The organism is Stenotrophomonas sp. 99219_Sma, assembly GCF_056480785.1.
On record NZ_CM151117.1, the window covers coordinates 3494588 to 3518896 of the forward strand.

Annotated in this window: 20 protein-coding genes; 5 read left to right on the forward strand and 15 right to left on the reverse strand. The window is 67.3% G+C overall.

Annotated features, from left to right (window positions below):
- Positions 1-51 precede the first annotated feature (51 nt).
- Positions 52-1449, forward strand: a complete 1398-nt coding sequence (locus ACZK13_RS16045) for a serine hydrolase domain-containing protein (protein ID WP_032130059.1) — start codon at positions 52-54, stop codon at positions 1447-1449.
- Between the two features lie 107 nt (positions 1450-1556).
- Here the strand turns inward: ACZK13_RS16045 and ACZK13_RS16050 are convergent, their stop codons facing one another.
- Entirely contained in the window at positions 1557-2315 is a 759-nt protein-coding gene (locus ACZK13_RS16050; protein WP_032130070.1) for an SDR family NAD(P)-dependent oxidoreductase, read from the reverse strand.
- A 114-nt stretch (positions 2316-2429) separates the two neighbouring features.
- Here ACZK13_RS16050 and ACZK13_RS16055 point away from each other — a divergent pair, with 114 nt between their 5' ends.
- Positions 2430-3323, forward strand: a complete 894-nt coding sequence (locus ACZK13_RS16055) for a LysR family transcriptional regulator (RefSeq protein ID WP_478481912.1) — start codon at positions 2430-2432, stop codon at positions 3321-3323.
- Between the two features lie 119 nt (positions 3324-3442).
- Here the strand turns inward: ACZK13_RS16055 and ACZK13_RS16060 are convergent, their stop codons facing one another.
- A complete protein-coding gene (locus ACZK13_RS16060) occupies positions 3443-3961 on the reverse strand; it encodes a hypothetical protein (protein WP_032130057.1) in 519 nt (172 codons plus the stop codon).
- A gap of 183 nt (positions 3962-4144) precedes the next feature.
- Here ACZK13_RS16060 and ACZK13_RS16065 point away from each other — a divergent pair, with 183 nt between their 5' ends.
- Positions 4145-4444 carry a hypothetical protein gene (locus ACZK13_RS16065; protein WP_125895567.1) on the forward strand — a complete coding sequence of 100 codons (300 nt, stop codon included), beginning with the start codon at positions 4145-4147 and terminating at the stop codon, positions 4442-4444.
- Positions 4445-4736: 292 nt separating this feature from the next.
- On the opposite strand, the gene gcvH is transcribed toward ACZK13_RS16065, so the two are convergent.
- From gcvH to nudE, 9 genes are all read right to left on the reverse strand, one after another.
- Complete coding sequence (gene gcvH / locus ACZK13_RS16070; protein ID WP_005410701.1) at positions 4737-5132, reverse strand: glycine cleavage system protein GcvH; 396 nt, start codon at positions 5130-5132, stop codon at positions 4737-4739.
- 93 nt (positions 5133-5225) lie between these two features.
- Complete coding sequence (gcvT, locus tag ACZK13_RS16075) at positions 5226-6338, reverse strand: glycine cleavage system aminomethyltransferase GcvT (protein WP_125895566.1); 1113 nt, start codon at positions 6336-6338, stop codon at positions 5226-5228.
- 476 nt (positions 6339-6814) lie between these two features.
- Complete coding sequence (locus ACZK13_RS16080; protein ID WP_121504657.1) at positions 6815-7249, reverse strand: NfeD family protein; 435 nt, start codon at positions 7247-7249, stop codon at positions 6815-6817.
- Position 7250: 1 nt separating this feature from the next.
- Positions 7251-8210, reverse strand: coding sequence for an SPFH domain-containing protein (locus ACZK13_RS16085; RefSeq protein ID WP_005410704.1), 960 nt, complete (start codon positions 8208-8210; stop codon positions 7251-7253).
- Between the two features lie 66 nt (positions 8211-8276).
- Entirely contained in the window at positions 8277-8579 is a 303-nt protein-coding gene (locus ACZK13_RS16090) for an Mpo1-like protein (protein WP_049422150.1), read from the reverse strand.
- A gap of 245 nt (positions 8580-8824) precedes the next feature.
- A complete protein-coding gene (locus ACZK13_RS16095; protein WP_032130110.1) occupies positions 8825-9154 on the reverse strand; it encodes a YnfA family protein in 330 nt (109 codons plus the stop codon).
- Positions 9151-9990 (reverse strand): nucleoside triphosphate pyrophosphohydrolase, encoded by an 840-nt coding sequence (mazG, locus tag ACZK13_RS16100; protein WP_049422149.1) that lies wholly within the window; start codon positions 9988-9990, stop codon positions 9151-9153. The genes ACZK13_RS16095 and mazG overlap by 4 nt, the downstream gene beginning before the upstream one ends.
- A gap of 13 nt (positions 9991-10003) precedes the next feature.
- The gene (cysQ, locus tag ACZK13_RS16105; protein WP_478481914.1) at positions 10004-10807 is read right to left on the reverse strand and encodes a 3'(2'),5'-bisphosphate nucleotidase CysQ; all 804 of its coding nucleotides are present in this window, start codon (positions 10805-10807) and stop codon (positions 10004-10006) included.
- Positions 10804-11367, reverse strand: coding sequence for an ADP compounds hydrolase NudE (gene nudE, locus ACZK13_RS16110; RefSeq protein WP_010482713.1), 564 nt, complete (start codon positions 11365-11367; stop codon positions 10804-10806). Before nudE ends, cysQ begins: the two co-directional genes overlap by 4 nt.
- Before the next feature lie 77 nt (positions 11368-11444).
- Between nudE and bioA the strand changes: the two genes are divergently transcribed.
- Both bioA and ACZK13_RS16120 read left to right on the forward strand, forming a co-directional pair.
- A complete protein-coding gene (gene bioA / locus ACZK13_RS16115) occupies positions 11445-12836 on the forward strand; it encodes an adenosylmethionine--8-amino-7-oxononanoate transaminase (RefSeq protein ID WP_285303450.1) in 1392 nt (463 codons plus the stop codon).
- Positions 12827-13564 (forward strand): 16S rRNA (uracil(1498)-N(3))-methyltransferase, encoded by a 738-nt coding sequence (locus ACZK13_RS16120; RefSeq protein WP_478444924.1) that lies wholly within the window; start codon positions 12827-12829, stop codon positions 13562-13564. Before bioA ends, ACZK13_RS16120 begins: the two co-directional genes overlap by 10 nt.
- A 108-nt stretch (positions 13565-13672) precedes the next feature.
- Here ACZK13_RS16120 and ACZK13_RS16125 read toward each other — a convergent pair whose 3' ends face one another.
- The 4 genes from ACZK13_RS16125 to ACZK13_RS16140 all read right to left on the reverse strand — a co-directional run bounded on the left by ACZK13_RS16125 (position 13673) and on the right by ACZK13_RS16140 (position 24296).
- Positions 13673-14137, reverse strand: a complete 465-nt coding sequence (locus ACZK13_RS16125) for a chemotaxis protein CheW (RefSeq protein ID WP_478450942.1) — start codon at positions 14135-14137, stop codon at positions 13673-13675.
- Positions 14134-15474 (reverse strand): chemotaxis protein CheB, encoded by a 1341-nt coding sequence (locus ACZK13_RS16130; RefSeq protein WP_478481916.1) that lies wholly within the window; start codon positions 15472-15474, stop codon positions 14134-14136. The genes ACZK13_RS16125 and ACZK13_RS16130 overlap by 4 nt, the downstream gene beginning before the upstream one ends.
- Positions 15461-22159 (reverse strand): Hpt domain-containing protein, encoded by a 6699-nt coding sequence (locus ACZK13_RS16135; RefSeq protein WP_478481918.1) that lies wholly within the window; start codon positions 22157-22159, stop codon positions 15461-15463. Before ACZK13_RS16135 ends, ACZK13_RS16130 begins: the two co-directional genes overlap by 14 nt.
- 100 nt (positions 22160-22259) lie before the next feature.
- Positions 22260-24296 carry a methyl-accepting chemotaxis protein gene (locus tag ACZK13_RS16140; protein ID WP_032130100.1) on the reverse strand — a complete coding sequence of 679 codons (2037 nt, stop codon included), beginning with the start codon at positions 24294-24296 and terminating at the stop codon, positions 22260-22262.
- Between the last annotated feature and the right edge of the window lie 13 nt (positions 24297-24309).

The following is a 24309-nucleotide window of genomic DNA, read 5'->3' on the forward strand; positions in this document are numbered from 1 at the left end:
GGGAAAAGCGGCGCTAGAATCGCCATCAGCAGTCGCGCACGGGTCTCCACGATGAAAAAGAACAGCCTGCGTCGTCCGATCCGTTCGGCGGCCACCGGTTTGCTGGGCATGTTGATGCCCGTTGCCTTGTCCACCACCGCGCAGACCCCGCCGCCATTGCCGCCGATGCCGGCCAACATCGAATCCGCCGCCACCGCCGTCGCCCATACCCAGCCCGCCGCTTACCGCACCGGCCTGGTGCCGCAGGTGCAGCTGCCGGCGGCCGGCTTCAACGTGGCCAACATCGAATCGATGGCGCAGCAACTCACCTATGGCGAGCGTGTGCCCGGCATGGCCGTGGCCATCGTGCAGGGTGGCCGCGTACTCAGCGCGCGTGGTTATGGCGTTACCGACGTCAACAACCCGCTGCCGGTCGACGCCCACACCGTGTTCCGCCTGGCATCGCTGTCCAAGGCCTTCGCCGGCACCATGGCCGGACTGCTGGTCAACGATGGCACGCTGCGCTGGGACAGCAAGGTCACCGACTACGTGCCGGGCTTCCGCCTGAACTCTCCGGAAGCGACCGATCGCCTGACCGTGGCCGACGTGCTCAGCCACCGCGTCGGCCTGCCGTACAACGCCTACGACCGCGACATCGAAGGCAACGCCGAGTACTACGCACTCACCCAGAAGCTGGCCAATACCAGCCTGAAGTGCCTGCCGGGCGACTGCTACGCCTACCAGAACGTGGCCTTCAGCCTGATCGGCGACGTGGTCTATGCCGCCTCGGGGAGCTTCTACGAGCAGTCGGTCGAGCGCCGCATCTTCAAGCCGCTGGGCATGAACGATGCCAGCCTCGGCCTGGCCGGCATCCAGGCCAGCTCGCGCTGGGCGCGTCCGCACGTGCGCAGCCGCAATGGCTGGGTGTCGCTGACACCGAAGCCGACCTACTACCGCGTCGCCCCGGCCGCCGGCGTCAACGCCAGCGCCAGCGACATGGCGCAGTGGCTGCTGGCCCACACCGGCCATCGCCCGGACGTGCTGCCGGCACCGCTGCTGGCCACCCTGCATTCGAGCCTGATCAACACCCCGGGCGAAATGCGTTCGGGCTGGCGCCGCGAGCGCCTGCATTCGGCCGGCTACGCACTGGGCTGGCGCACCTTCGACTACGCCGGCCACGATGTGGTGTTCCATGCCGGTGCCGTGCAGGGCTATCGCGGCCTGGTCGCGCTGGTGCCGGAACGCGATCTCGGCATCGCCATCATGTGGAACGGCGAAAGCGGCCTGCCCAGCGGCCTGCTGCCGACGGTGCTCGATTCCGCGCTCGGCCTGCCGACGCAGCGCTGGCTGGACGTGGACACCGACTTCGGCAGTGACAACCTGATGGCCGAAGGCGCGAGCCCGGCGCAGCAGGACAAGCGCAAGGGCAAGGGTGCTTCGAGCAACCGTGCGGTGGCCTCGCCGCGCTGAGTTGGCGGGCTTCACCGTGTGTGCGAAGGGCGGCCTGCGGGTCGCCCTTTTTGTTGGCAGTTGTAGAGCAAAGCAGTCGAGCACCGCTCGACTCTACAAACGGAAGGCTAATGCGCGAAGTAGTGCATGCCGCCATCCACCGGAATCACCGCGCCGGTGATGTAGCCGGCCAAGGGCGAGGCCAGAAAGGCCACCAGCGGCGCCACCTCCTCCGGATCACCAAAACGCCCGATCGGAATGTTGCGTTCGATGAACTCACGCCGGCTTTCTTCGGTGGGATGCAGCCGGTCCCGGATCTGAGCACTGTTGATGCGTCCCGGCGCGATTGCATTGACCGTGATGCCCTGTGAGGCCAGCGCCGACGACAGCCCTTTGCTCCACAGATGCAACGCCGCCTTCGCCGCCGTGGCAGCATTCACCGCGCGCGGTTCCATTGAACCGCTGAGGTTGATCACCCGCCCCCAGCCCTGCGCCTGCATCGCCGGCAGCAGTGCCTGGGTCAGGCGTCGTGCCGAAGAGAAGTTCAAGGCCATGGCTTCCTCCCAGACATCGTCCCCCGCATCCACGGTGGTCGGCCGGCCTCCTCCAGCCGCATTGACGAGGATGTCGACACGCGTCAGTGCCGCCGAGGCTGCATCCGCAATGTGGCGTACCTGCTCCGCATCGGTGAGGTCGCCCAGCAGGACGATCGGTGCCGGCGCGCCTGCAGATTCGATCTCTGCCGCCAGTGCATGCAGCGGCTCGGCACGCCGTGCACTGATCGCAATGCGTACTCCCTGTGCCGCCAGCAGCCTGGCCACACCGGCACCGATGCCACTGCCCGCCCCGGTGATCAGCGCGGTACGCCCTTCAAGCCCCAGATCCATGATGTTCTCCCAATCCGCCAGCCGGTACATCCGGCCCGTGCAGTACATGCTGTTTGATCACCCCTGATTGATAAACTCCGCGCAGGTTTCAGCATTCAACACCCGGGGTGTCAGATGAATCTGCTGGAGAGCATGCAGGTCTACGTGCTGATCGTGGACAAGGGCAGCCTCAGCGCTGCTGCGGCGGCGATGGATATCTCGGCGACGATGGCCGGCAAGCACCTGCGTGCGCTGGAAGCACGGCTGGGGATGCAGCTGTTGAGCCGTACCACCCGGCGCCAGCACATGACGCCCTTCGGCGAGGACTACTACACCCGCTGCCGGGAGATCCTGCGGCTGGTGGAAGAAACGGACGCACAGGCGCAGCACCAGCAGCTGGCACCGGCGGGCACGTTGCGCATCAGTGCGCCGGTGATCTTCGGCACGCACGCACTGGTACCGGCACTGGCCGAATACATGGCGCGCCATCCGGATGTCCGGGTCGAAGTCACGCTGAGCGACCGCGTGGTCGACCTCGCCGAGGAGGGTTTCGAAGCGGCGCTGCGCATCGGCACGCTGGCCGACAGCAGCATGCTGGTGGCGCGTGCGCTGGCACCGTATCGCTTGATGATGTGCGCATCGCCGGCGTACCTGGCCAGGCGTGGCACGCCTCGCAGCCTTCAGGACCTCGCCCTGCATCAGTGCCTGTCCTTCGAACCGAGCGCACTCGCACAGTGGCTGCAGGCCGATGCTGGCGAACTCGAGCGTGTGCCTGGCGGCCGGCTGCAGATCAACAACGGCGAAGCGCTGCGCACGGCAGCGCTGCACGGGCTGGGCATCGTGCTGCAGTCGGCACTGCTGCTGGCTGCCGACATCGACACCGGACGCCTGGTGCAGCTGTTCCCTGAGTTCGGCCAGACCGGTCGGCCGATGCACGTGGTCTACGCCCACGATCGCTACCACTCGACCCGCCTGCGCAGCTTCCTGGACTTCCTGGTGGAGCGCTTTCCACCGGCGCCGCACCGCTAGCGTCGACCGTCAGAAAAGCAGTCGAGCACGGCTCGACCCTGCAAACGGCCCATAAAAAAACCCCCTCCCCGCTGGGCAGTCAGGGAAGGGGGTTTCAGGATGCGGCTATCGGGAAGTACTTAGATCAGCGGCGCCGGGGTTGCCGGCAGAGCGACCGGAGCAGCCTTCTTCTTGCGGGCGGCCGGCTTGCGCTTGGCAACCTTCTTCGCTGCCTTCTTCGGGGCAGCCTTCTTGGTCGCCTTCTTCGCGGTCTTCTTTACTGCCTTCTTGGCGGTCTTCTTGACGGCCTTCTTGGCAGTTGCCTTCTTCGCGACCTTCTTGGCCGGCTTGCGGGCCGTTGCCTTCTTGGCAGTCTTCTTGGTGGCCTTCTTGGCTACCTTCTTGACGGCCTTCTTCGCGGTCTTCTTGACGGCCTTCTTGGCAGTGGACTTCTTGGCTACCTTCTTCGCCGCCTTCTTCACTGCCTTCTTCGCAGTGGTCTTCTTGGCGACCTTCTTCGCAGCCTTCTTCACTGCCTTCTTGGCGGTCGCCTTCTTCGCGACCTTCTTCACTGCCTTCTTGGCAGCGGCCTTCTTCGCGACCTTCTTCACCGCTTTCTTGGCGGCGGGCTTCTTCTTCGCAGCTTTCTTGGTTGCCATGGGATGGCTCCTCGTCAGTGATAGGGAGTTGAAACGCCCAGGTGGATCAAACCCGCGGATGCTGCGTGCGGGGACCGCCGGCGCGTCAGGCGCGCCGTTACGGATGCGGCAATGCCCGCCTCGATCGGCGGAGCGGACATCGGAACGGGAGTTGCCTTGCATTTCTCCGGGGGAAGCGGGGCCATGTCCACCGTCATCAGGGTCGCGGTGGTCTTGAAGGGGCTGCTTCGCATCGGACGATTGATTCTGCGCACTCGGTTGGGCAGGCAAGGTCTGCTGAGGCGAAACCTAATCACGGTTTTTTTTACTGTCAACAACCCCCGCGAAAAATTTTCACATCCGCGCCATCCCGGACGCCGTCCTCGCCACCGCCGTGCGCGCCCTGCAACGACCATTGAAGCGGCGCGCACGCGCGCCGCATACGACGAAGTCGATGCGCTCTCTGAACAAAAAACACTTGAAATAAGCACTCTGCGCAGATAGGCACATGTTCCGGACAACAGCGCACGTGCATCGCCGATGGTCACCCGCACCGTCGCCAACGCCAGCACAACGGGGCCGCAACGGGGGGCGAAAAGTTTTCACATTCGATCGCTTCGGCGCGGGGCGGAAACGCGGATTTGCGCAAAACTGCGCACGCTGATCGGCACCGTTCGTCTGTCGGCTGATGCCACGCCGAGGGTGCAGAGCGAACCCGCCGTCATGAGTCCGACGCACTCGCCAAAACAAAAACGGCCACCCGAAGGTGGCCGTTCCAGAACCCGGAAGTGACGACTCAGTGGTCGTCGTTTTCCAGGGCTTCGGCATACGCGTCCGGATCCAGCAGTTCGTTGACCTCTTCAGCGTTGGTCAGTTCGACCACGAACATCCAGCCTTCGCCGTAGGCATCTTCATTGATGGTTTCCGGCTTGTCGGACAGCGCCGAGTTGACCTCGACGACCTTGCCGCTGATCGGGCTGTAGACGTCCGAGGCGGCCTTCACCGACTCGACAACGGCGATCTGCTCGCCAGCCTTTGCGTCGGCGCCGACTTCCGGCAGTTCGACGTAGACCAGGTCACCCAGCAGGCCCTGGGCGTGGTCGGAAATACCGACGGTGACACGGCCATTGCCTTCGACACGGGCCCACTCATGGGACTTGAGGAACTTGAGGTCGCCGGGGATCTCGCTCATGGGACTGCTCCAGAGATATGCAGGGGTGGAAAAAACGGGGCTAGTGTAACCAACCGGCCGCCACTGCTGTCAGTGACGATCGGCAGTTTCGGATCAGGCGTCGGCGAGCACGCCGGGCTGGGCCTGGCCTTCGCGCACGAACGGGAACTTGACCACGCGCACCGGCACCTGCCGGCCACGGATGTCGACGGTGACCTCGCCGAGTTCACCGGCCGGTACACGGGCGAAGGCGATGCCCTTGGCCAGGGTCGGCGAGAAGGTGCCGGACAGGATCTCGCCCTGGCCGCCGGCGGTGGTCACCGCCTGACCATGGCGCAGCACGCCCTTCTCGTCCATCACCAGACCGATCATCTGGCGGGCGGTGCCGGCAGCCTTCTGCGCTTCCAGCACCTCGCGGCCGATGAAGTCGCGGCCTTCGTCCAGCGACACGGTCCAGGCCAGCGCCGCTTCGTACGGGCTGATCTCTTCGTCCATGTCCTGGCCGTACAGGTTCATGCCGGCTTCCAGGCGCAGCGTGTCGCGTGCGCCGAGGCCCGCCGGCTTCACGCCCGCCGCCAGCAGGCGGTTCCAGAACGCGACCACGGCGTCCTGCGGCAGCAGGATTTCGAAGCCGTCTTCGCCGGTGTAACCGGTACGGGCGACAAACAGTTCGACGCCGTCATCGGACTGCACCTGCAGGGCGGCGAAACGGCCCAGCTTGGCCAGCGCTGCGCGATCGCTTTCGCGGGCCAGGCCGATGACGATGTCGCGCGCCTGCGGGCCCTGCACGGCGAGGATGGCCAGGTCCGGGCGCTGCTCGACGGTGACGCCGAACGGTGCAGCCTGCTCGCGCAGCCAGGCCAGGTCCTTCTCGCGGGTGGAGGCATTGACCACCATGCGGAAGAAATCGTCGCCCAGGTAGTAGACGATCAGGTCGTCGATGACGCCGCCGCGCGGATTCAGCATGCACGAGTACAGCGCCTTGCCGGTCACCTTCAGCTTGTCGACCGAGTTGGCGAGCAGGCGGCGCAGGAACGGCTTGACCTGGTCACCGCGCAGGTCGACCACGGTCATGTGGCTGACGTCGAACACACCCGACTCGCGACGAACGAGGTGGTGCTCGTCGAGCTGCGAGCCGTAGTGGATGGGCATGTCCCAACCCCCGAAATCGACCATCTTGGCGCCAAGGGCGCGGTGGGTATCGTTGAGCAGCGTCTTCTGGGTCATGACCGGGTCCGGCAGCAGAGGAAACAAGAATCCCCATTATCCCAGATCGGTCGCCCGCAGGTCGCGCCGCAGCGCAGCGGGGTGTTTGGCCGGCCTGCGGCCGGCCGCCGCTTTCTACAGCTAGAGCGCAAAGCCTGAGTTCATCGGCTCTGGATTGACTCGGCCTGGGCGGGTCGGAGCGAGTGCTTTTGCTCTTTGCTCTTTTTCTTTTTCCGTGGGCTGGACGCGCACGGAAACTGTCGGGGGTCGGGCGGGTTGGGTTCGCGGGACCGTTGCGCCATCGAGCCCCCATGGGTGAGGGCGCTTTGCTTGCGAAGCACTGCTTCGCAAGCGACCGAACGCGCAGCCGCCAGCGGCTGGGCCGGACCGCGGAGCGGGGTCTACGGCGTGTCCCGCGAACCCAACCCGCCCGACCCAAACACATGAACCACCTTCCGCGACCACCCACGAGGGGTTCCGCCGTTGGCTGGGAACCCCTAGGCCACCGCTTCGACCAGCAGCGTGCTGCCCTGCACCGCCACCACCCGTACCAGGCTGCCGGCCTGCAGATCCGGTCCACTCACCTGCCAGGACGCATCGTCAATGCTGACCCGTCCCTGACCACCGACGATGGCCTGCTGCAGTACCACCTCCCGGCCGACCAGCTGCTCGGCACGGCGGTTGAGCAACGGCGCATCGCTGGGCCGTGCCCGCGGCCTCCCCCAGCGCCGGTAGCACTGGATCGAGACCACACTCAGCAGGACGAAGGCGATCACCTGCCACAACAGTGGAATGTCGCTGAACACCGCAACCAGTACGAACACTGCCGCCGCGCCAATGCCGATCCACAGCATGAACGCACCCGGCGCCAGCGCTTCGGCAGCGAACAGCAGCAGCGCCAGCGCGCCCCAACCGACGACTTCCCAGCGCATGTCAGCCTCCGAGCGGCGGCGGCCGCTTGCCGGCGGCCTTGTTGTCCTGGCTGGCCAGCGCCTGCTTCGCCAGTTCGGCCACGCCCGCGATCGAACCGATCACGCCACTGGCCTCCATCGGCATCAGCACCAGCTTCTGGTTCGGCGAACTGGCCAGCTCCTTGAACGCTTCCACGTACTTCTGCGCGACGAAGTAGTTGATCGCCTGCACGTCACCCTCGGCAATCGCGGCCGACACCACCTTGGTCGCCATCGCTTCGGCCTCGGCCAGGCGCTCGCGCGCCTCGGCATCGCGGAACGCGGCTTCGCGACGGCCTTCGGCTTCCAGCACGGTGGCCTGCTTCTCGCCATCGGCGCGCAGGATCTCCGACTGCCGTGAACCCTCTGCCTCGAGGATCTGCGCGCGCTTTTCGCGCTCGGCCTTCATCTGCCGCGCCATCGCATCCAGCAGATCGCGCGGCGGCTGGATGTCGCGGATCTCGATGCGGTTGACCTTCACTCCCCAGGGATTGGTGGCATGGTCGACCACGCTCAGCAGCTGGGCATTGATCACCTCGCGCTGGCTGAGCGATTCATCCAGGTCCATCGAACCGATCACGGTACGGATGTTGGTCTGCACCAGGGCGATCATCGCCACTTCCAGGTTGGCCACCTCATAGGCGGCCTTGGCGGCATCCAGTACCTGGAAGAACACCACGCCGTCCACGCGCACGGCGGCGTTGTCCTTGGTGATCACTTCCTGGCTGGGCACGTCCAGCACCTGCTCCATCATGTTCACCTTGCGCCCCACCCCGTACACGATCGGGATCAGGAAATGCAGGCCGGGGGTCATGGTGTGCGTGTAGCGCCCGAAGCGCTCGACGGTCCACTCGTAGCCCTGGGGCACCATCCGTACTGCCTTGAACAGGATGACCACGGCCACGAAGGCCAGTACCACGGTAAAGAACATGGTCGGGAACATCTTGCTTTCCTTATCTATGACGTCCAGGCCCCAGCATAGCGCGTGAAGGCCACATTCACAGCGGAGCTACCAAGGCACGCGCCCGCGCAGGATGTCGGCGAACATCACCCAGTCGCCCATGAACGAGTACAGCGGGTGCTGGAAGGTGGCCGGGCGGTTCTTCTCGAAGAAGAAATGGCCGACCCAGGCGAAGCTGTAACCGCAGAAAAGGGCGGCCAGCAACAGCACCGGCTGCCCGCGCAGGATCGCTGCAACGACCAGCAGCAGCACGCCGCAACTGCCGACGAAGTGCAGCCGGCGCGATACCGGGTGGCGGTGCTCGCTGAGATAGAACGGATAGAACTCGCGGAAGCTGGCGAAGCGGGACATATGCGTGTTCCGGGGGCCGTGGTCACCGCCATCATGCGCCTTCCTGGGAGGGAAAGCGGCCTGGACGGCGTGGCCGATTCTGACAAGGCAGTGCATGATCCGGTGGCGCTGCCTTTGTAGCGTCGAGCCATGCTCGACTGGCCCTCCCAGTTGCAGTCGAGCATGGCTCGACTCTACATAAGAGCGGAAGCCGTCGAGCCTGGCTCGACGCTAAAAAAGCGGAAGCCGTCGAGCATGGCTCGACGCTACACCGGGGGCGTGCGCGGCCCGAACATGATCACCGCCATGCCGGCCAGGCACAGGGCTGCGCCGAACAGGTCCCAGCGGCTGGGGCGGATGCCATCGACCAGCCACAGCCAGAACAGCGCGGTGCCGATGTAGACACCACCGTAGGCCGCATAGACCCGGCCACTGGCGGTCGGGTGCAGGGTCAGCAGCCAGGCGAACAGGGCCAGGCTGGCGGCAGCCGGCAGCAGCAGCCACACGCTGCCGCCCTTGCGCAGCCACAACCACGGCAGGTAGCAGCCGACAATTTCGGCCAGCGCGGTCAGCAGGAACAGCGCGAGCGTCTTCACGCCTTCTCCGCCGCCTTGGCGTGCTGCCACAGTGCTTCCTGCGCATCCAGGTCCATCGACGCCAGCGCTCCACCCTGGGCGTCAGCCTGCGCTTCCATCGCACGGAAGCGGCGTTCGAACTTGTGGTTGGCCCCGCGCAGCGCCGCACCCAGATCGATATCGGCGTGGCGTGCCAGGTTGGCGCAGACGAACAGCAGATCGCCCAGCTCTTCCTGCAGGCGCGCTTTGTTGCCGGCAATATCGCCGCGCTCGAACTCCTCGCGCAGCTCCTGCAGTTCCTCCGCCGCCTTGTCCAGCACCGGCAACGGGCCCGGCCAGTCGAAACCGACCTTGGCCGCGCGCGACTGCAGCTTCACCGCTCGCTGCCATTCGGGCAGGCCACGCGAGATGCCGGCCAATGCGGAGGTGTCCTGCTCGCCCTTGGCGGCACGCTCGGCACGCTTGATCGCATCCCAGTTACGCGTCACCCCGTCGGCGTCATCGACGCTGACATCGGCGAACACGTGCGGGTGGCGGCGCTGCATCTTGTCGCTGATCGCGCGTGCGACCTCGGCGAAGGCGAAGGCACCCTGCTCCTCGGCCATACGTGCATGGAACACCACCTGCAGCAGCAGGTCGCCCAGCTCATCGCAGAGATCATCGAGGTCGCCACGGTCGATCGCATCGGCCACCTCGTAGGCTTCCTCGATGGTGTACGGCGCGATGGTCGCGAAGTTCTGTTCCAGGTCCCAGGGGCAGCCGCCCTGCGGATCGCGCAGGCGCGCCATGATCGCCAGCAGGCGTTCCAGTTCGTTGCTGGCTGCACTGCCGGCGATGGGGGTGTCATGCGCGCTCATGCGGTCTCCAGGGTCAATCGGACAACCAGTCGCGCCACGGCAGGCTGGTATCACCAATGGCAATGAAATCGCCGTTCAACAGGGTCTCGCGGCGGTTGTAGCGGAACGGCTTGCCGGTCGCTGCCGACAGTACCGCACCGCCGGCGGCGTGCAGTACGCACTGGCCGGCGGCGGTATCCCATTCGGAGGTCGGGCCCAGACGCGGATAGACATCCAGGCCACCTTCGGCGATCCGGCAGAATTTCAGCGACGAGCCCTGCGCGATGGTCTCGATGCGCCCCATCCTCGCCAGCAGCGCCTCGGTTTCCGGTGAGCGGTGCGAGCGGCTGGCGGCAACCCGCAGCGGTGCGGTGGCCGGCGTGCGGGTGCGCAGCACGGTGTCGTGCAGGCCCTGGCGACGGTATGCCAGCTCACCACGCATGGCATGCCAGACGATGCCGGTGACCGGCGCCAGCACCACGCCGAAGGCCGGCGCGCCCTGGTAGATCAATGCGATGTTGACGCTGAACTCGCCGTTGCGCTTGACGAACTCACGGGTGCCATCGAGCGGATCGACCAGCCAGTAGGCGCCCCAGTGGCGGCGCTGCTCCCAGGGTACCTGCGCCGATTCCTCGGACAGGATCGGCAGATCCGGGGTCAGCTGCTGCAGGCCCTGTTCGATGACCTGGTTGGCGGCCAGGTCGGCGGCGGTGACCGGGCTGTTGTCGTCCTTGAGCTGCACGTCGAAGCCATCGGCATAGACCTGCATGATGGCCTGTCCGGCTTCCTGGGCAATGGCGATGGCGGTCTCGCGCAGGTCCGTGGTCAGTTTGATCATCGCAATCCCTGCAGCCACTGGCGGGCAATGAACAGCGCCGCCAGCGAGCGTCCCTCGGAGAAGTCCTCGCGCAGCATCAGCTGGTCCAGCTCGGCCAGCTTCCACGGGACGACTTCCAGCTCTTCCGGCTCGTCGCCGGCCAGCTTTTCCGGGTACAGGTCGCGCGCCACCACCAGCCACGACTGGTGGCTCATGTAGGTCGGGGCCAGGGTCATCGCGCGCAGCACATCCACCCGGCGCGCGCCGTAACCGGCCTCTTCCTTCAGTTCGCGGTCGGCGGCCTGCTCGGGGGTCTCGCCGGCATCGATCCGGCCCTTGACCAGGCCCAGTTCGTAGCGGTGCATGCCGGCGGCGTATTCACGTACCAGCAGCACGGTTTCGTCGTCGAGCATCGGCACCACCACCACCGCGCCATGCCCCCGGCTGACCAGCCGCTCGAAGCGGCGGCGTTCGCCGTTGGAGAACTCCAGGTCCAGGTGCTGGCGCTGGAAGGGACCGTTCTCCTCATCGGTGATCCGATGGATGATCGGCAAGCGACGGCCGGCACGGTCATCGTTCATGCGGAATCTCCGCGGCGGCCGGCGCCTGCGCCGGGGCCGATAGAATGTGCAGGCAGCAACATGTTCATGAGCCCGAAATGCTAGCAGACCCAACCCCCTCCCCGCTGGCCCGCCATTGGCGGCAGCGCGACCTGCAGGTGCTGTGGCACCCCTGCACGCAGATGCGCGAGCATCCGCACACCCTGCCGCTGGTGCCGATCGCCCGCGGCGAAGGTGCCTGGCTGATCGACCACGACGGCAATCGCTATCTGGATGCGGTCAGCAGCTGGTGGACCAACCTGTTCGGTCATGCCGAACCGCGCATCGGTGGTGCCATCGCCGCCCAGGCCACGCAGCTGGAACAGGTGATGCTGGCCGGCTTCGGTCATGAGCCAGCCATCACCCTGGCCGAACGCCTGCTGGCGCTGGCCCCGCGGCAGCCCGGCCGCGAACCGCTGGCCAAGGTGTTCTACGCTGACAACGGCTCCGCCGGCGTGGAAGTGGCGCTGAAGATGGCCTTCCAGTATTTCCAGAACCGTGGCGAGCCGCGGCGCACGCGGTTCATCGCACTGGAGAACGGCTACCACGGCGAGACCTTGGGCGCGCTCGCGCTGGGCGACATCCCGCTGTACCGCCGTGTCTATGCACCGCTGCTGGCCGAAGGCCTGTTCGCGCCCTCGCCCGACGCTTACCTGGCCGAGCCGGGCCAGAGTGCGGCAGATCGCGCGCGGCAGGCCGCGGATGGACTGGCCACGCTGTTCGACCAGCACCCGGGCGAGATCTGCGCGGTGATCCTGGAACCGCGCCTGCAGTGCGCCGGCGGCATGCGCATGCACGACCCGGTGTACCTGCAGCGCGTGCGCGAACTGTGCGATGCGCACGGTGCATTCATGATCGCCGACGAGATCGCCACCGGTTTCGGCCGCACCGGCACCCTGTTCGCCTGCGAGCAGGCCGGGGTGATGCCGGACCTGATGTGCCTCTCGAAAGGCCTGACCGGCGGCTTCCTGCCGCTTGCCGCGGTACTGGCCACGCAGGCCCTGTACGACGCGTTCCTCGACGACTCGCGCGAGCGCGCCTTCCTGCATTCACACAGCTACACCGGCAACCCGCTGGCCTGCGCGGCCGCGCTGGCGACGCTGGACATCTTCCGCGACGACGATGTGATCGCGCGCAACCGCGGCATCGCCTCGGTGATGGGCACGCTGGCCGCACCGTTCAGCGACCATCCGCACGTGGCCGACGTGCGCCAGGCCGGCATGGTGGTGGCGTTCGAGCTGTCGCGCGATGGCAACAAGCGCACACCGTTCGACCCGGCCATGCGGCTGGGCCTGCACGCCTACAAGGCCGCGCTGAAGCGCGGTGTGGTACTGCGTCCGCTGGGCGACGTGCTGTACTGGATGCCACCCTATTGCGTGGATGACGAACAACTGGAGCTGCTGGCACATACCACGCTGGCGGCGATTGACGAGGCGATTGCATGCGCGTGACCCGCTGCCCCATCGACCTGGCGCTGCACAGCGGCCAGACCGTGACCCTGCCGGAAGAGACCGCCAACCACCTGGTACGGGTGATGCGCCTGCGCGAGGGAGACACCTGCGTGCTGTTCAACGGCGACGGCCATGACTACAGCGCCACGCTGACCGTGGCCGGCAAGCGCGAGGTTCAGGTGCGCATCGACGCGGTGCAGGCCATCGACAACGAATCGCCGCTGGCGATCACCCTGCTGCAGGGCATCGCCCGTGGCGAGAAGATGGACCTGATCCTGCAGAAGGCCACCGAACTGGGCGTGGCGGCGATCATTCCGGTCAACGCCGAGCGCACCGAGGTGAAGCTCGATGCAGCACGCGCGGAGAAGCGCGTGGCGCACTGGAACAACGTGGTGACCTCAGCCTGCGGCCAGTCCGGGCGCGCGCGCATTCCGCAGGTGGGATCCCCGCTGTCGCTGGCGCAGGCGGCAGCGGCGCTGCCGCCCGATACGCTGCGGCTGACCCTGGACCCGCTGGGCACACATCGCTTGTCGACGCTGGCGGCCGCTCCGGCAGGCGGCATCGTGATCGCGATCGGCCCGGAAGGTGGCTGGTCGCCGCGCGACCGGGATCAGTTGGCGGCGGCAGGATTCCAGGGCCTGCAGCTGGGCCCGCGCATCCTGCGCACGGAAACGGCCGGCCTGGCCGCGATTGCAGCACTGCAGGCGCGGTTGGGGGATCTGGGGTAAGGCCCGATTCCTGGTAGTGCCGGCCGCTGGCCGGCAACCGCATGATTCCGTGGATGCCGGCCAGCGGCCGGCACTACCAGGAATTCAAAATGCCCGGCGGATGTCCGGTCAGGCCGCCAGCGAATCCAGGGCGGCTTCCAGCGCGTCTAGGTTCGGCAGCAGCGCGCTCTGCTCACCCAGCAGCACACGCATGTGCACAATGTCCGGCAGGGTTTCTTCCGAGGCATCAGCCAGCAGCCCGTCGCGCGGCACCGAAATCAGCTGCGGGAAGTTCTGCGTCAGCAGCGCGTAGTACGGACGCTGCGCGTTGCCGCTGAGGGCCTTCAGTACCACCACCTTGTTATGGCCGCTCACGGCTTCTTCGCCCAGTCCCGAAAGACGTGCGAACGACACCAGCGGCACCTGCCAGCCATGCCAGCCGATCTTGCCGACCAGCCAGCGCGGCGCATCGGAGACCGGCTGCACCGGCACGCGCGACATCATTTCGGCCACGGTGGCATTGGGCAGCAGCACGCGCGCGTTGCCGGCCTGGATCAGGACGCCACGGATTTCGTCATTGCTGGCATAGCTCATGGTGCTTCTCCGTTGTCGTCCTGCTCACCCCAGCGCGCGGCAATCGCCTGCGCCAGTTCCTGCGGTTCACCGGCCACCATGCCGGCAGCAACCACCGCCGTGGCTGCAGCCGGGTCGTAGCAGCCCTCGCCCACCTGCCCGGCCACCCATGCACCGGCGGCGGCCAGATCCAGCGCCGGACCAACATGCGCAAGGTCAGCGCCGCTGAGCAGGACCAGCGCGGTGTGGTCAGCTGGCAGCGCGGCAATCGCAATGCCCTGCGCGTCGCTGACGAAATGCAGGCCGTCACTGGCTGCCTGCACGCCGATGTCATCGGCCAGCACGTGCACTTCACCCGGAGCTGCACGCTGGCCGGCTTCAGCCAGCTGCACCGGCAACGGCGACACGCGTGCCATCTGCTTGACCAGGTTGCCGTAGCGCCCGCCATCCAGGCGCATGTGCACCAGGACCGGCACGCTCAGCGAAGGCGGCAGCGCGCCGAGCAGGCGACGCAGCGCATCCGGGCCACCGATGCCGGCCAGCACCAGCAGCGATCCGGCGCGTGCGCCCACGGGCGCTGCGGCATCCAGATCGACCAGGCTCAGATGACCGGTATCGAAGGAAGGCAGCGGAGCCTCCACCGCAGCGTGGTGCGGAGCGGTTGCCGAGGCATCGGCCTCGTCCTCGACCAGCGACCAGGCGGTGTGGTCGAAGGAGACCGGCGGTAGCGGCGGTACTGCGGACGCGGTCTCTGCCAGCGACGGCAGTGCGGGGGCCTGCAGCGGCTCAGGCACCACCGGCTGCAGCGCGGCCAGCGCCTGTTCCAGCGCGATCGGTTCGTGCAGCTGCGCAGGCGGCGAGTACAGAGTGTCAGCGGGGACCTCGTCGGCCCAGCTCAATGCCTGCTCCAGGTGCGGCTGCAGCGCTTCTTCCTGCGGCGCCGGTGCCGGTGCCGGGTGGCCCGGCTCCAGCTGCAGGCTGGGTTCTTCTTCGGCCCCCGGCGGCAACACCTGCTGGTGGCCATGCAGCTTGGCGGACAGATGACGGCCCCAGCGCTGAGCCTCCCAACCAGCACGACGTGCAGCCAGTTCGGCCTCGTCGAAGACCAGGGTCAGACCCGGTGCGGACAGCACCGCTTCCAGGCGCTCCAAGGCGTCCTCGATGGCGGCTTCCAGCGCGATCACCACGAACTGTGGGCGCGCCTCCTGCAGGACCCGCGCCTCCAGCGTGTTGGGATCATCTTCCAGCACCAGCTGCACATCGGCGTGCGACAACGCCTCACGCAGGCGCTCACGCGCCGCGCCGGGACGGGCCAGCAGGGCCACGGCCGGAGCCGCTTGGGTTTCACTCACGGACACGGGCGATCCCCAGCAGGTCGTACACGTTACGCATCAGGTCCAGTTCCTGGTACGGCTTGCCCAGGTAACGCTGGACACCGATCTCGAAGGCGCGCTGGCGGTGCTTGTCACCGCTGCGCGAAGTGATCATCACGATCGGCACGTCCCTGTAGCGCGGGTCGGCACGCATCGCGGTGGCGAGCTCGTAGCCATCCATGCGCGGCATCTCGATATCCAGCAGCATCAGGTCCGGCACGCGCTCTTCCAGGCGTTCCAGCGCTTCCACGCCATCGCGGGCGACGCTGACCTCGAAGTTGTGGCGTTCGAGGATGCGGCCGGTGACCTTGCGCATCGTCAGCGAGTCGTCGACCACCATCACCAGCGGCACCTGGCGCTCCTGGCGCGGTGCGTTGGCCAGCACAGGCAGCGTCGGGTTGGCGAGGAAGCGGCGCACCAGCGGCGCCACGTCCAGGATCACCACCACGCGGCCATCGCCGGTGATGGTCGCGCCGTAGATGCCCGGCACCGACGCGATCTGCAGGCCGACCGGCTTGACCACGATTTCGCGGTTGCCCAGCACCTGGTCGATCGCCACGGCGGCACGCAGATCACCGGCACGGACCAGCAGCAGCGGCACCTGGTCCTGGCCATCGGCACGCGCCGGGGCCTGCCCGACCAGGCTGCCGAGGTCGTACAGCGGATAGTCTTCGCCGCTGTAACGGTAGCTGCTGTCGGCGGCTTCGAAACGCTCGCGCGACAGGCGGCCGATACCACTGACCGAGGCCACCGGCACCGCGAAGGTGGTTTCGCCGATCTGCACGAACACCGCCTGGGTGACGGCCAGCGTCTGCGGCAGGCGCAGGGTGAAGCGTACTCCCTGGCCCCGCACCGACTGGATGTCGACCGAGCCACCGAGCTGGCGCACTTCGTTGCGCACCACGTCCATGCCCACGCCACGACCGGCCAGCTGGCTGACCTGGTCGGCGGTGGTGAAGCCGGACGCGAAGATCAGGTTGTCCAGCTCCTGCTCGTTCGGCTGCGCATCGGCGGCCAGCAGGCCACGGTCGATGGCGCGGCGGCGGATCGCCTCGCGGTCCAGGCCAGCACCGTCATCGGCCACCTCCAGCACGATTTCCGAACCTTCGCGGTGCAGGCGGATGGCGATCTCGCCCTCCTCCGGCTTGCCGGCGGCGCGGCGCTGTTCCGGCGCTTCCAGGCCATGGGCCACGGAGTTGCGCAGCATGTGTTCCAGCGGCGCGACCATGCGGTCGAGGACGTTGCGGTCCAGTTCGCCGTGGGTTCCTTCCAGGGTCAGGTGGACCTGCTTGCCGGTATCCATGCCGGACTGGCGGACCACGCGGCGCAGGCGCGGCACCAGGCCATCGAACGGCACCATGCGCGCGCGCATCAGGCCATCCTGCAGCTCGGAGCTGACGCGCGACTGCTGCTGCAGCAGCGAATCGTACTGGCGCGACAGATCGTCCAGCACGCCCTGCAGGCCACCCAGGTCGGCCGCCGACTCGTTCAGCGCACGGCTGAGCTGCTGCAGGGTGGAGAAGCGGTCCAGCTCCAGCGGATCGAACTTCTGGTCGGCCTGGTCCTGCTCGCGCTGGTAGCGGGCGACGATCTGCGCCTCGGTTTCCAGGTCGAGTCGCCGCAGCTGGTCGCGCAGTCGCGCATTGGTGCGCTCCAGTTCGCCCATGGCACCACGGAAGGCACCCAGCTGCTGTTCAAGCCGCGAGCGGTAGATCGCCACTTCACCGGCATGGTTGACCAGGCGGTCGAGCAGGTCGGCACGCACGCGCACCTGCTCCTGCTGCGGACGCGCCAGCGGATCTTCATCGACCACGCCCTCGGCCGGAAGCGGAGCCGACAGCGGCGCTTCGATCGGGGCCGCCAGTGGGCCCGCGGCCTGTGCGGGCACGGTCTCGATCTCGCTGGCCGCACGCACGGCCGCAGCGGCTGCGGCGATATCGATGGTGGTGCGGACCTCGAAGGCTTCGACCAGATCCTGCGCCGGCTCCACCACGCGGTGCGCGCCGGTGCGGGTGAGCAGCTGGTGCAGGCGGTCAAAGCCACGCTCCAGCAGCTGCACGTCGCGACGTTCGATCTCGGTACGGCCAGCGGCCACCGCCTCCAGCAGCGATTCGATGCTGTGGCCAAGGTCGCCGATGGCATTGATGCCAGCCATGCGTGCGCCACCCTTCAGGGTGTGCAGATCACGCTGCAGGCCGGCCAGCACCTCGCGGTCCTGCGGTGCATCGCGCAGTTCGCTGATCAGGCCATCGCAGTGGTCGAGCAGGTCCTTGCCTTCCTCGACAAAGATATCGACCAGCTCGCGGTCGTACACGCTGAAGTCGAGTGCATCGGCGCCGTCTTCGGCATCCGCCGCAACAGGTGCCTGCTCGTGGTGCGGCGCACGCGGCACGATGTCGGTCGCTGCAACCTGTGCATCGGTATCGACCGTGCCCTGGCCCGGTGCGTCTTCCATTTCGAAGAAGCGCACCGCAGCAGTGCCGCCCTGCGGCGCCTCTGCGGTGATCTCCTCAATCACCGTCGCCGGGGACGGCTGATCGGCGCTCTCTCCTTCACCGACCGCCGCCTCCCCGCCGACGTCCGCATCCTCGGCAAAGGCATCTGCCTCACCCGGCGCGAGTTCGCTGGCCTGGAGGCCGATCACGGGCCATTGCCCGTCGTCGTCCAGGGTCTGCTCCTCCTCGATCACGTGCAGGCCGGCCTCGAGCGCGGCTGCCAGCGTGACCGGTTCTGCAAAACCCGGCACAGCCATTTCATCCTGCAGGCTCGACAGCTCGCTGTCGAGTGGCAGTGCAGCAGCGTCGTCAATGACGTTGTCATCGTCACTGTCCGAATCAAACGGCAACGGCGTATTCAGGTCGATCGCGTCAACTTCCGCAGACACCGGAAACTCTTCCGCGTCGCGGTCATCCACCGGCAGCGCACTGGCGTCGAGGTACGGCGACAGATCGTCCGCCATGGTCAGGTCAGCGTCGTCGACCGTCGCGATCGCCGGCACGGCATCTGATTCGTCCTGGGCGACATCAGGCGCACTTTCAATCGGCTGGATCGATTCAATCGCGCCGGTGTCGTCCGCGGCAGGTTCACCTTCGCCCGGCACCGACGGCCAGCCGGCGTCGAAGTAACGCGAAAGATCGTCGCTGGCGGTCAGCTCACCCACGTCCAGGCCGCTGTCGGCTGCGACGTCCAGCGCCTCCAGCCCGGTTGCAGCTGGAACCGGTTCCAGCGCATCTTCGGCATGCGACTGCGGCTCGGCAATGAGATCGGTCGCCGCATTGAAAGCGGACGGCATGCTGGTTTCGTCCAGCGTGTCCAGCCCGGCCAGCGGCGCTTCGGCCGCGGATGCCTGCTCGGCATCAGGCGCCAGCTCGACGCCCTCTTCGTCCTCGTCTTCCAGCGCGAACAGCGGCCAGCGCGCTTCCGGCAGCTCGCCGGCCAATGCCTGCAGCCGCTGCACCAGCGCGCCCTGCGGAACAATCCGCGGCTGTTCGGCCTGCAGCGCCTCCATGGTCGCGGTGATCGCCTGCGCGGTCGCATCCAGTGCGGCTACGCCCTCGTCGCCAGGCACCACGTCGGCGGCCAGGGCGCGCTTGATGTAGGACTCGGCACCGCCGGTGACCGCCGTGATTTCCGGCACTTCGGTCATCGCGAAGGCGCCGTTCATGGTGTGCACCGCACGCAGCAGTGCGTCGCTGACCGGCTGCGGTGCCTGCTGCGCCGAGCGCAGCCATTCCTGCAGGGTCGCCTGGTGGACTTCGACCTCGGCCTCAAGGATCTCGCGCAGTACGCTGTCGATGTTGGCCGGGGTACCGGCGTCTTCCGCCACCGCCGTGGCATCGGCCTGCGCCGACGCAGCGGCCTCGGCTTCCAGCAGGCGGCTGATTTCGTCTTCGCCTTCGGACTCGGCCAGTGTCGCTGCCGGTGCGGCCGCAGCCGGCAACGGCACGTAGAAGGTCTCCTCGCCGGCACCGACCCGATCGGCAATGGCCTGCATCGCCTGCAGGTCCACGCTGATGCGCTGGCCATGGCGCAGCGCGGCGTTCAGCTGCGGCAACGCGGCATGGGCGTTGTCGACCATCGCCAGCACCGCCGGAGTCGCCGGGCGACTGCCATCGAGCACGCGATTGAGCATGCCTTCGATCTTCCAGGCGAACTCACCCAGGGTGCGTGCACCCACCAGGCGGCCACTGCCCTTGAGGGTGTGGAAGATGCGGCGGATCGGCCGCAGCCGATCCATGTTGTCCAGCTGCATGCGCCATGCCGGCAGCAGCGTGCCCAGGTTGGCCAGCTCGTCGTCGAACTCTTCCAGGAACACCTCGCGGATATCCTCGTCGATGTTCTCGGCATCGTCGTCGAAGCCGGCCTCGAAGCCGGCCTCGGTCCCGGCCACGACCGGGATGTCCGCAACGGGCGGAGCCGCCATGGCCTGCGGATTGAAATCGGCCGCCGCCGCGCTCAGCTCGGCGAAGAACTGCGCGTCGGCTTCGCTGAAGTCGATGGGCGCGATGGTGTCGATATCAATCACCGACACCGCCGGTGCCGGTGCCGGTGCATCGGAGACCGGCGTCAGCACCTCGGCCATCGGCGCGGGCACGTCCTCCTGCACATCCGCCGGAACCGCGTCCGCTTCGGCAACCACAGGGCTTTCGTCCACCCGCACGGGTGCAGCGGGATCGACGATCTCCAGCGCCGGGTGCAATCCGGCATCGTCGTCCAGCGACAGCATCTCCATCGCGTGCAGCGACAGCACGTCGTCGGCATTGTCCAGCGCATCGGCGTCGAAACGGAACACCACGTCGTCACCGGCGGCGACCACATCGTGCTCGGCAGCCACCGGGTCGAACACGGGCGCGGCAACGTCAGCGGTGTCGAAGGGCACCGACGCGTCGACGTCATCCTCGACATCCATCTCAGCCACATCGGCCAATGCCGGCGGTGTTGCCTCCAACAGTGTCCACTGCGGCGCCGGTTCCACGCTGGTTTCGGCCCGTTCGAAACTGACCGGGTCGAAGCTGGCGAAGGTCGGACTGCGCTCGTCTTCGGCACTCGCGGTCGGCTCGGAGTCCGGATGGAACGGTGCGAGATCCCATTGCGGCACCTCGGGCGCAGGCGCGCTGGAGGCGGCGAAGACCAGCGGTGCATCCGCGTCGTCATGCAGCGACAGCGGTGTGGAGGCAACACTCCCCAGCGCCCCGAACATCAGGCGGTTGTCCACCACCTCCGGTGCAGGCGCGGCCGGTGGCGGATCGAAGGTGAAGTCCGGCAGCGGCACCGGCACCGTGCCGGCGGCGGGCGCGGCCGGCTGCACCGGAATCTCGATGGGCTCCGGCTGTACCGGCTCGGCCTGCAGCGCGATCGGCTCGCGGTCCACCAGCAGCGATGCGAACGGAATCGGCGCGGCGGCAACAGGCGCCACCGCATTGCGGTCCGGCAACGGCCAATAGCGCAACGCTTCAAGGCTGCTGCGGGTGATGTCGAGGATGTCCTCGCGGCCCGGGCGGCGGTCGCGCAGAGCCTCGAGGTAGTACTCCAGGCTGGCCATGGCATCGGCCAGGGTGTCCAGCTGGCGGCCACTGGGCACGCGCTGGCGACCGATCAGCTCGGCTTCGATGTACTGCTGCACACCGCGCAGGTAATCGGCGGCGGTGTTCAGGTCGAGCATGCGCAGCGCACCGGACACATCGCCCAGCAGGCGCGGCACGTCCTGCAGCTCGGCATGGTTCCAGCTGGTTTCAATGAAAGCGACGAAATGCTCGCGGGCGGCGGCGAAGTTGGCGATGGCCTCATGTGCCAGCACCTCCACCGTGCGCCGGTTCTCCATCGCGCTGGGGTCATCTTCGCCACTGCCGCCGGCGCCCAGATGGGCGACCTGGTCGTCCAGCGACGCGTCCACGTAGAGCAATGCGCCGGCGATATCCAGCAGCAGGTTCTCGTCGATCTGCTGGCGCCCTTCGACCACGCCACGCAGCGCATCGCGCTGCTGCACGACCACCCCGCGGGCAACGCCCAGGCCCATCATGCCCAGCGTATCGGCCACGGCGCCAAGTTCGTTGGCCTGGGTCTGCAGCTGTTCGGGCGCACCGCCAGTACGCAGGTGCAGGTCCAGCGCATCCTTGATACGCAGCAGTTCTTCCTTCACCGCGCTGCCCACGGTATCCAGCAGCTCGCGGTTGCGCCCGCTCAGGCTGCCACGCGCATGGTCCAGCTCGGCCTCGGTGGCGCTGACGCTGTCCGGCGCGAACGCCAGCAGCACGCTGTCATGCACCCCTTCTTCGCCCCGCGCGGCACGGATTTCGTTGAGCAGCGGCATCAGCACGATCGGAATGTCGCGGTGACCGTTCTGCAGGCGCTCCAGGTAATCGGGCAGCAGCACGCTGCCGCGCATCAGGGTCGCGCAGGCTTCATCCCGATCAGCCACGCTACCGGCGCCGATGGCATTGGCCAGCTGTTCCAGCTCCTCGGCCACCATCGCCGGGGCGTACAGCTCGACCATGCGCAGGGTGCCCTGCACCTGGTGCAGGTAGCCGGCGCAGATGCGCATGCGGCTGGCATCGGCCGGGTCTTCCGCGTAGTACTCGACCTCGTTGCGCACCTGGCGCAGGGTCTCGTCCAGCTCGGGCTTGACCCAGCCCAGCGCTGCGTGGCTCATCGCATCGCGCAGACTGCTCATGGACGCGCTCCGTTCGCCGCCGCGCGGAAGCCGCGCGAGTTCTGGCGTGGGGAATGGAAATGCTTCATCGACTGGTTCCTTGCTCGCCGCCCTGCCCGCGTCACGCCGGCAGCTTGAAGTCGGCGACCGAACGACGCAGGTCGGCCGCCAGCTGCGCGAGGTGACCGATCGATTCGGCGGTCTGCCCGGCACCCTGCGAGGTCTGGCCGGTGATCTGCCGGATCACGCCCATGGTGCGGGTGATGTCCGAGGCCGCAGCCGACTGCTGCTGGGCGGCGATGGAGATGTTCTTGATGAGGGTGTTCAGTGCATTGGACACGCGCTCGATTTCGGTCAGTGCGGTGCCGGCGTCCTCGGCCAGGCGTGCACCGGACACCACTTCGGCGGTGGTCTGTTCCATCGAGGTGACCGCTTCGTTGGTATCGGCCTGAATGGCCTGGACCAGGTTCTCGATGCGTCGGGTTGCGCCCGAGGTGCGTTCTGCCAGGCGCTGCACTTCGTCGGCCACGACCGCGAAACCGCGGCCCGCTTCACCGGCCGAAGCCGCCTGCACCGCCGCGTTCAATGCCAGGATGTTGGTCTGCTCGGAAATGTCGTTGATCAGTTCCACGATCGAGCCGATTTCCTGCGACGACTCGCCCAGGCGCTTGATGCGCTTGGAGGTTTCCTGGATCTGGTCACGGATCTGGTCCATGCCCTGGATGGTCTCGCGCACCACGCCGGCACCTTCGGCGGCGATCACCACCGAGCGCTGTGCCACGTCGGCCGACTCGGCCGAGTTGCGCGACACCTGTTCGATGCTCGCCGCGATTTCACCGATGCGGTCCGAGGCCGAGGTGATCTGGTTGGCCTGATGGCCCGCCGCCTCTGCCAGCTGCATGGCGGTGGCCTGGGTTTCCTGGGTGGACAGCGCGACCTTGGCCGAGGTGTCGTTGATGGTGGTCACCAGGTGGCGCAGTTCGTCGACGGCGTAGTTGATCGCGTCGGCGATGGCGCCGGTCATGTCCTCGGTCACCGAGGCCTTCACGGTCAGGTCGCCCTCACCCAGCGAGGAGATTTCGTCCAGCAACCGCATGATCGCCTGCTGGTTGCGGCTGTTGAATTCCACCTGGGTCTGGTAGCGCAGTTCCTGCTCGCGCGAACGGCTGCGCACGTTGGTGGAGACGAAGCCGATGATCGCGATCAGCGACAGCGCACCGGACACCACGCCGATCCAGAAGTTCGGGAACAGGCGGGTATCGGACACCGAGCCGAACGAGGAGAACGCCTCGAACAGCTTGCGGCTGTCGTCCAGCATGTGCGCCGAACCCTGGCCCAGCGCGGTGGCGGCGGACTGGGCGGCAAACAGCTGGCGCGAGCTGGCCAGGATCGCATCGGCGTCCTGCTTCATCGCTTCCCACTTCTGCTGCGACTGCTCCAGCGCGGCCACGGCGGCGGCACCGCGCACGGCGGTGATGCCCAGTTCCTCGTTGCCGTTGCGCAGGCCGTCGAGCACCTGCGAGAACACGGTGATGTCGCGTGCCAGTGCATCGCCCGAGGTGGCAGCGGCGCTGCCACCGGCACGCATTTCGGTCACGCGGCGGGCCATCGAACCGGCCACCACGACCTGCTGCAGTGCGCTGTACACCTGCGACGACGGCGCACCCGAGGCGGACATCGCGCGCACCAGCTCGTTCAGCTGGGCCTGCAGGCCCGGCACCGCGCCGGTGAAGTTGTTGGCATTGCCGGCCAGCGCCAGCACCGCCGGTTCACTGGCGACCAGCTGCCCGGCCTGCTTGCCCAGCGGCGCCCAGGTCTCGGCCAGGGTGGCGATCGCACCCGACACGCCCGGTTCCTTGCCGTAGCGCCCCTGCAGGGTCGACACGTTCTGTTCGATCGCGTTGCGGGTGGCCTTGAAGGCGGTGAACGCCTGCGCGTTGCCGCCCACCGCATCACGGCCCTGGTTGGCCAGCTGCTGTGACAGCACCTGCAGGTCGGCCGCCTTGGAGCCGGCATCGGCCAGGCGACTGCCCTGCCAGGTGGCGACGCCGGTGTTGACGCCGAACAGGATCATCGATGCCAGCAGCAGGAACAACCAGAGGTTGCTGCCGCCCAGCCGCAGCTTGCCGGTCTTGGTGGCGTCCGAAGCAGTACTCATCGTTCAACCTCGA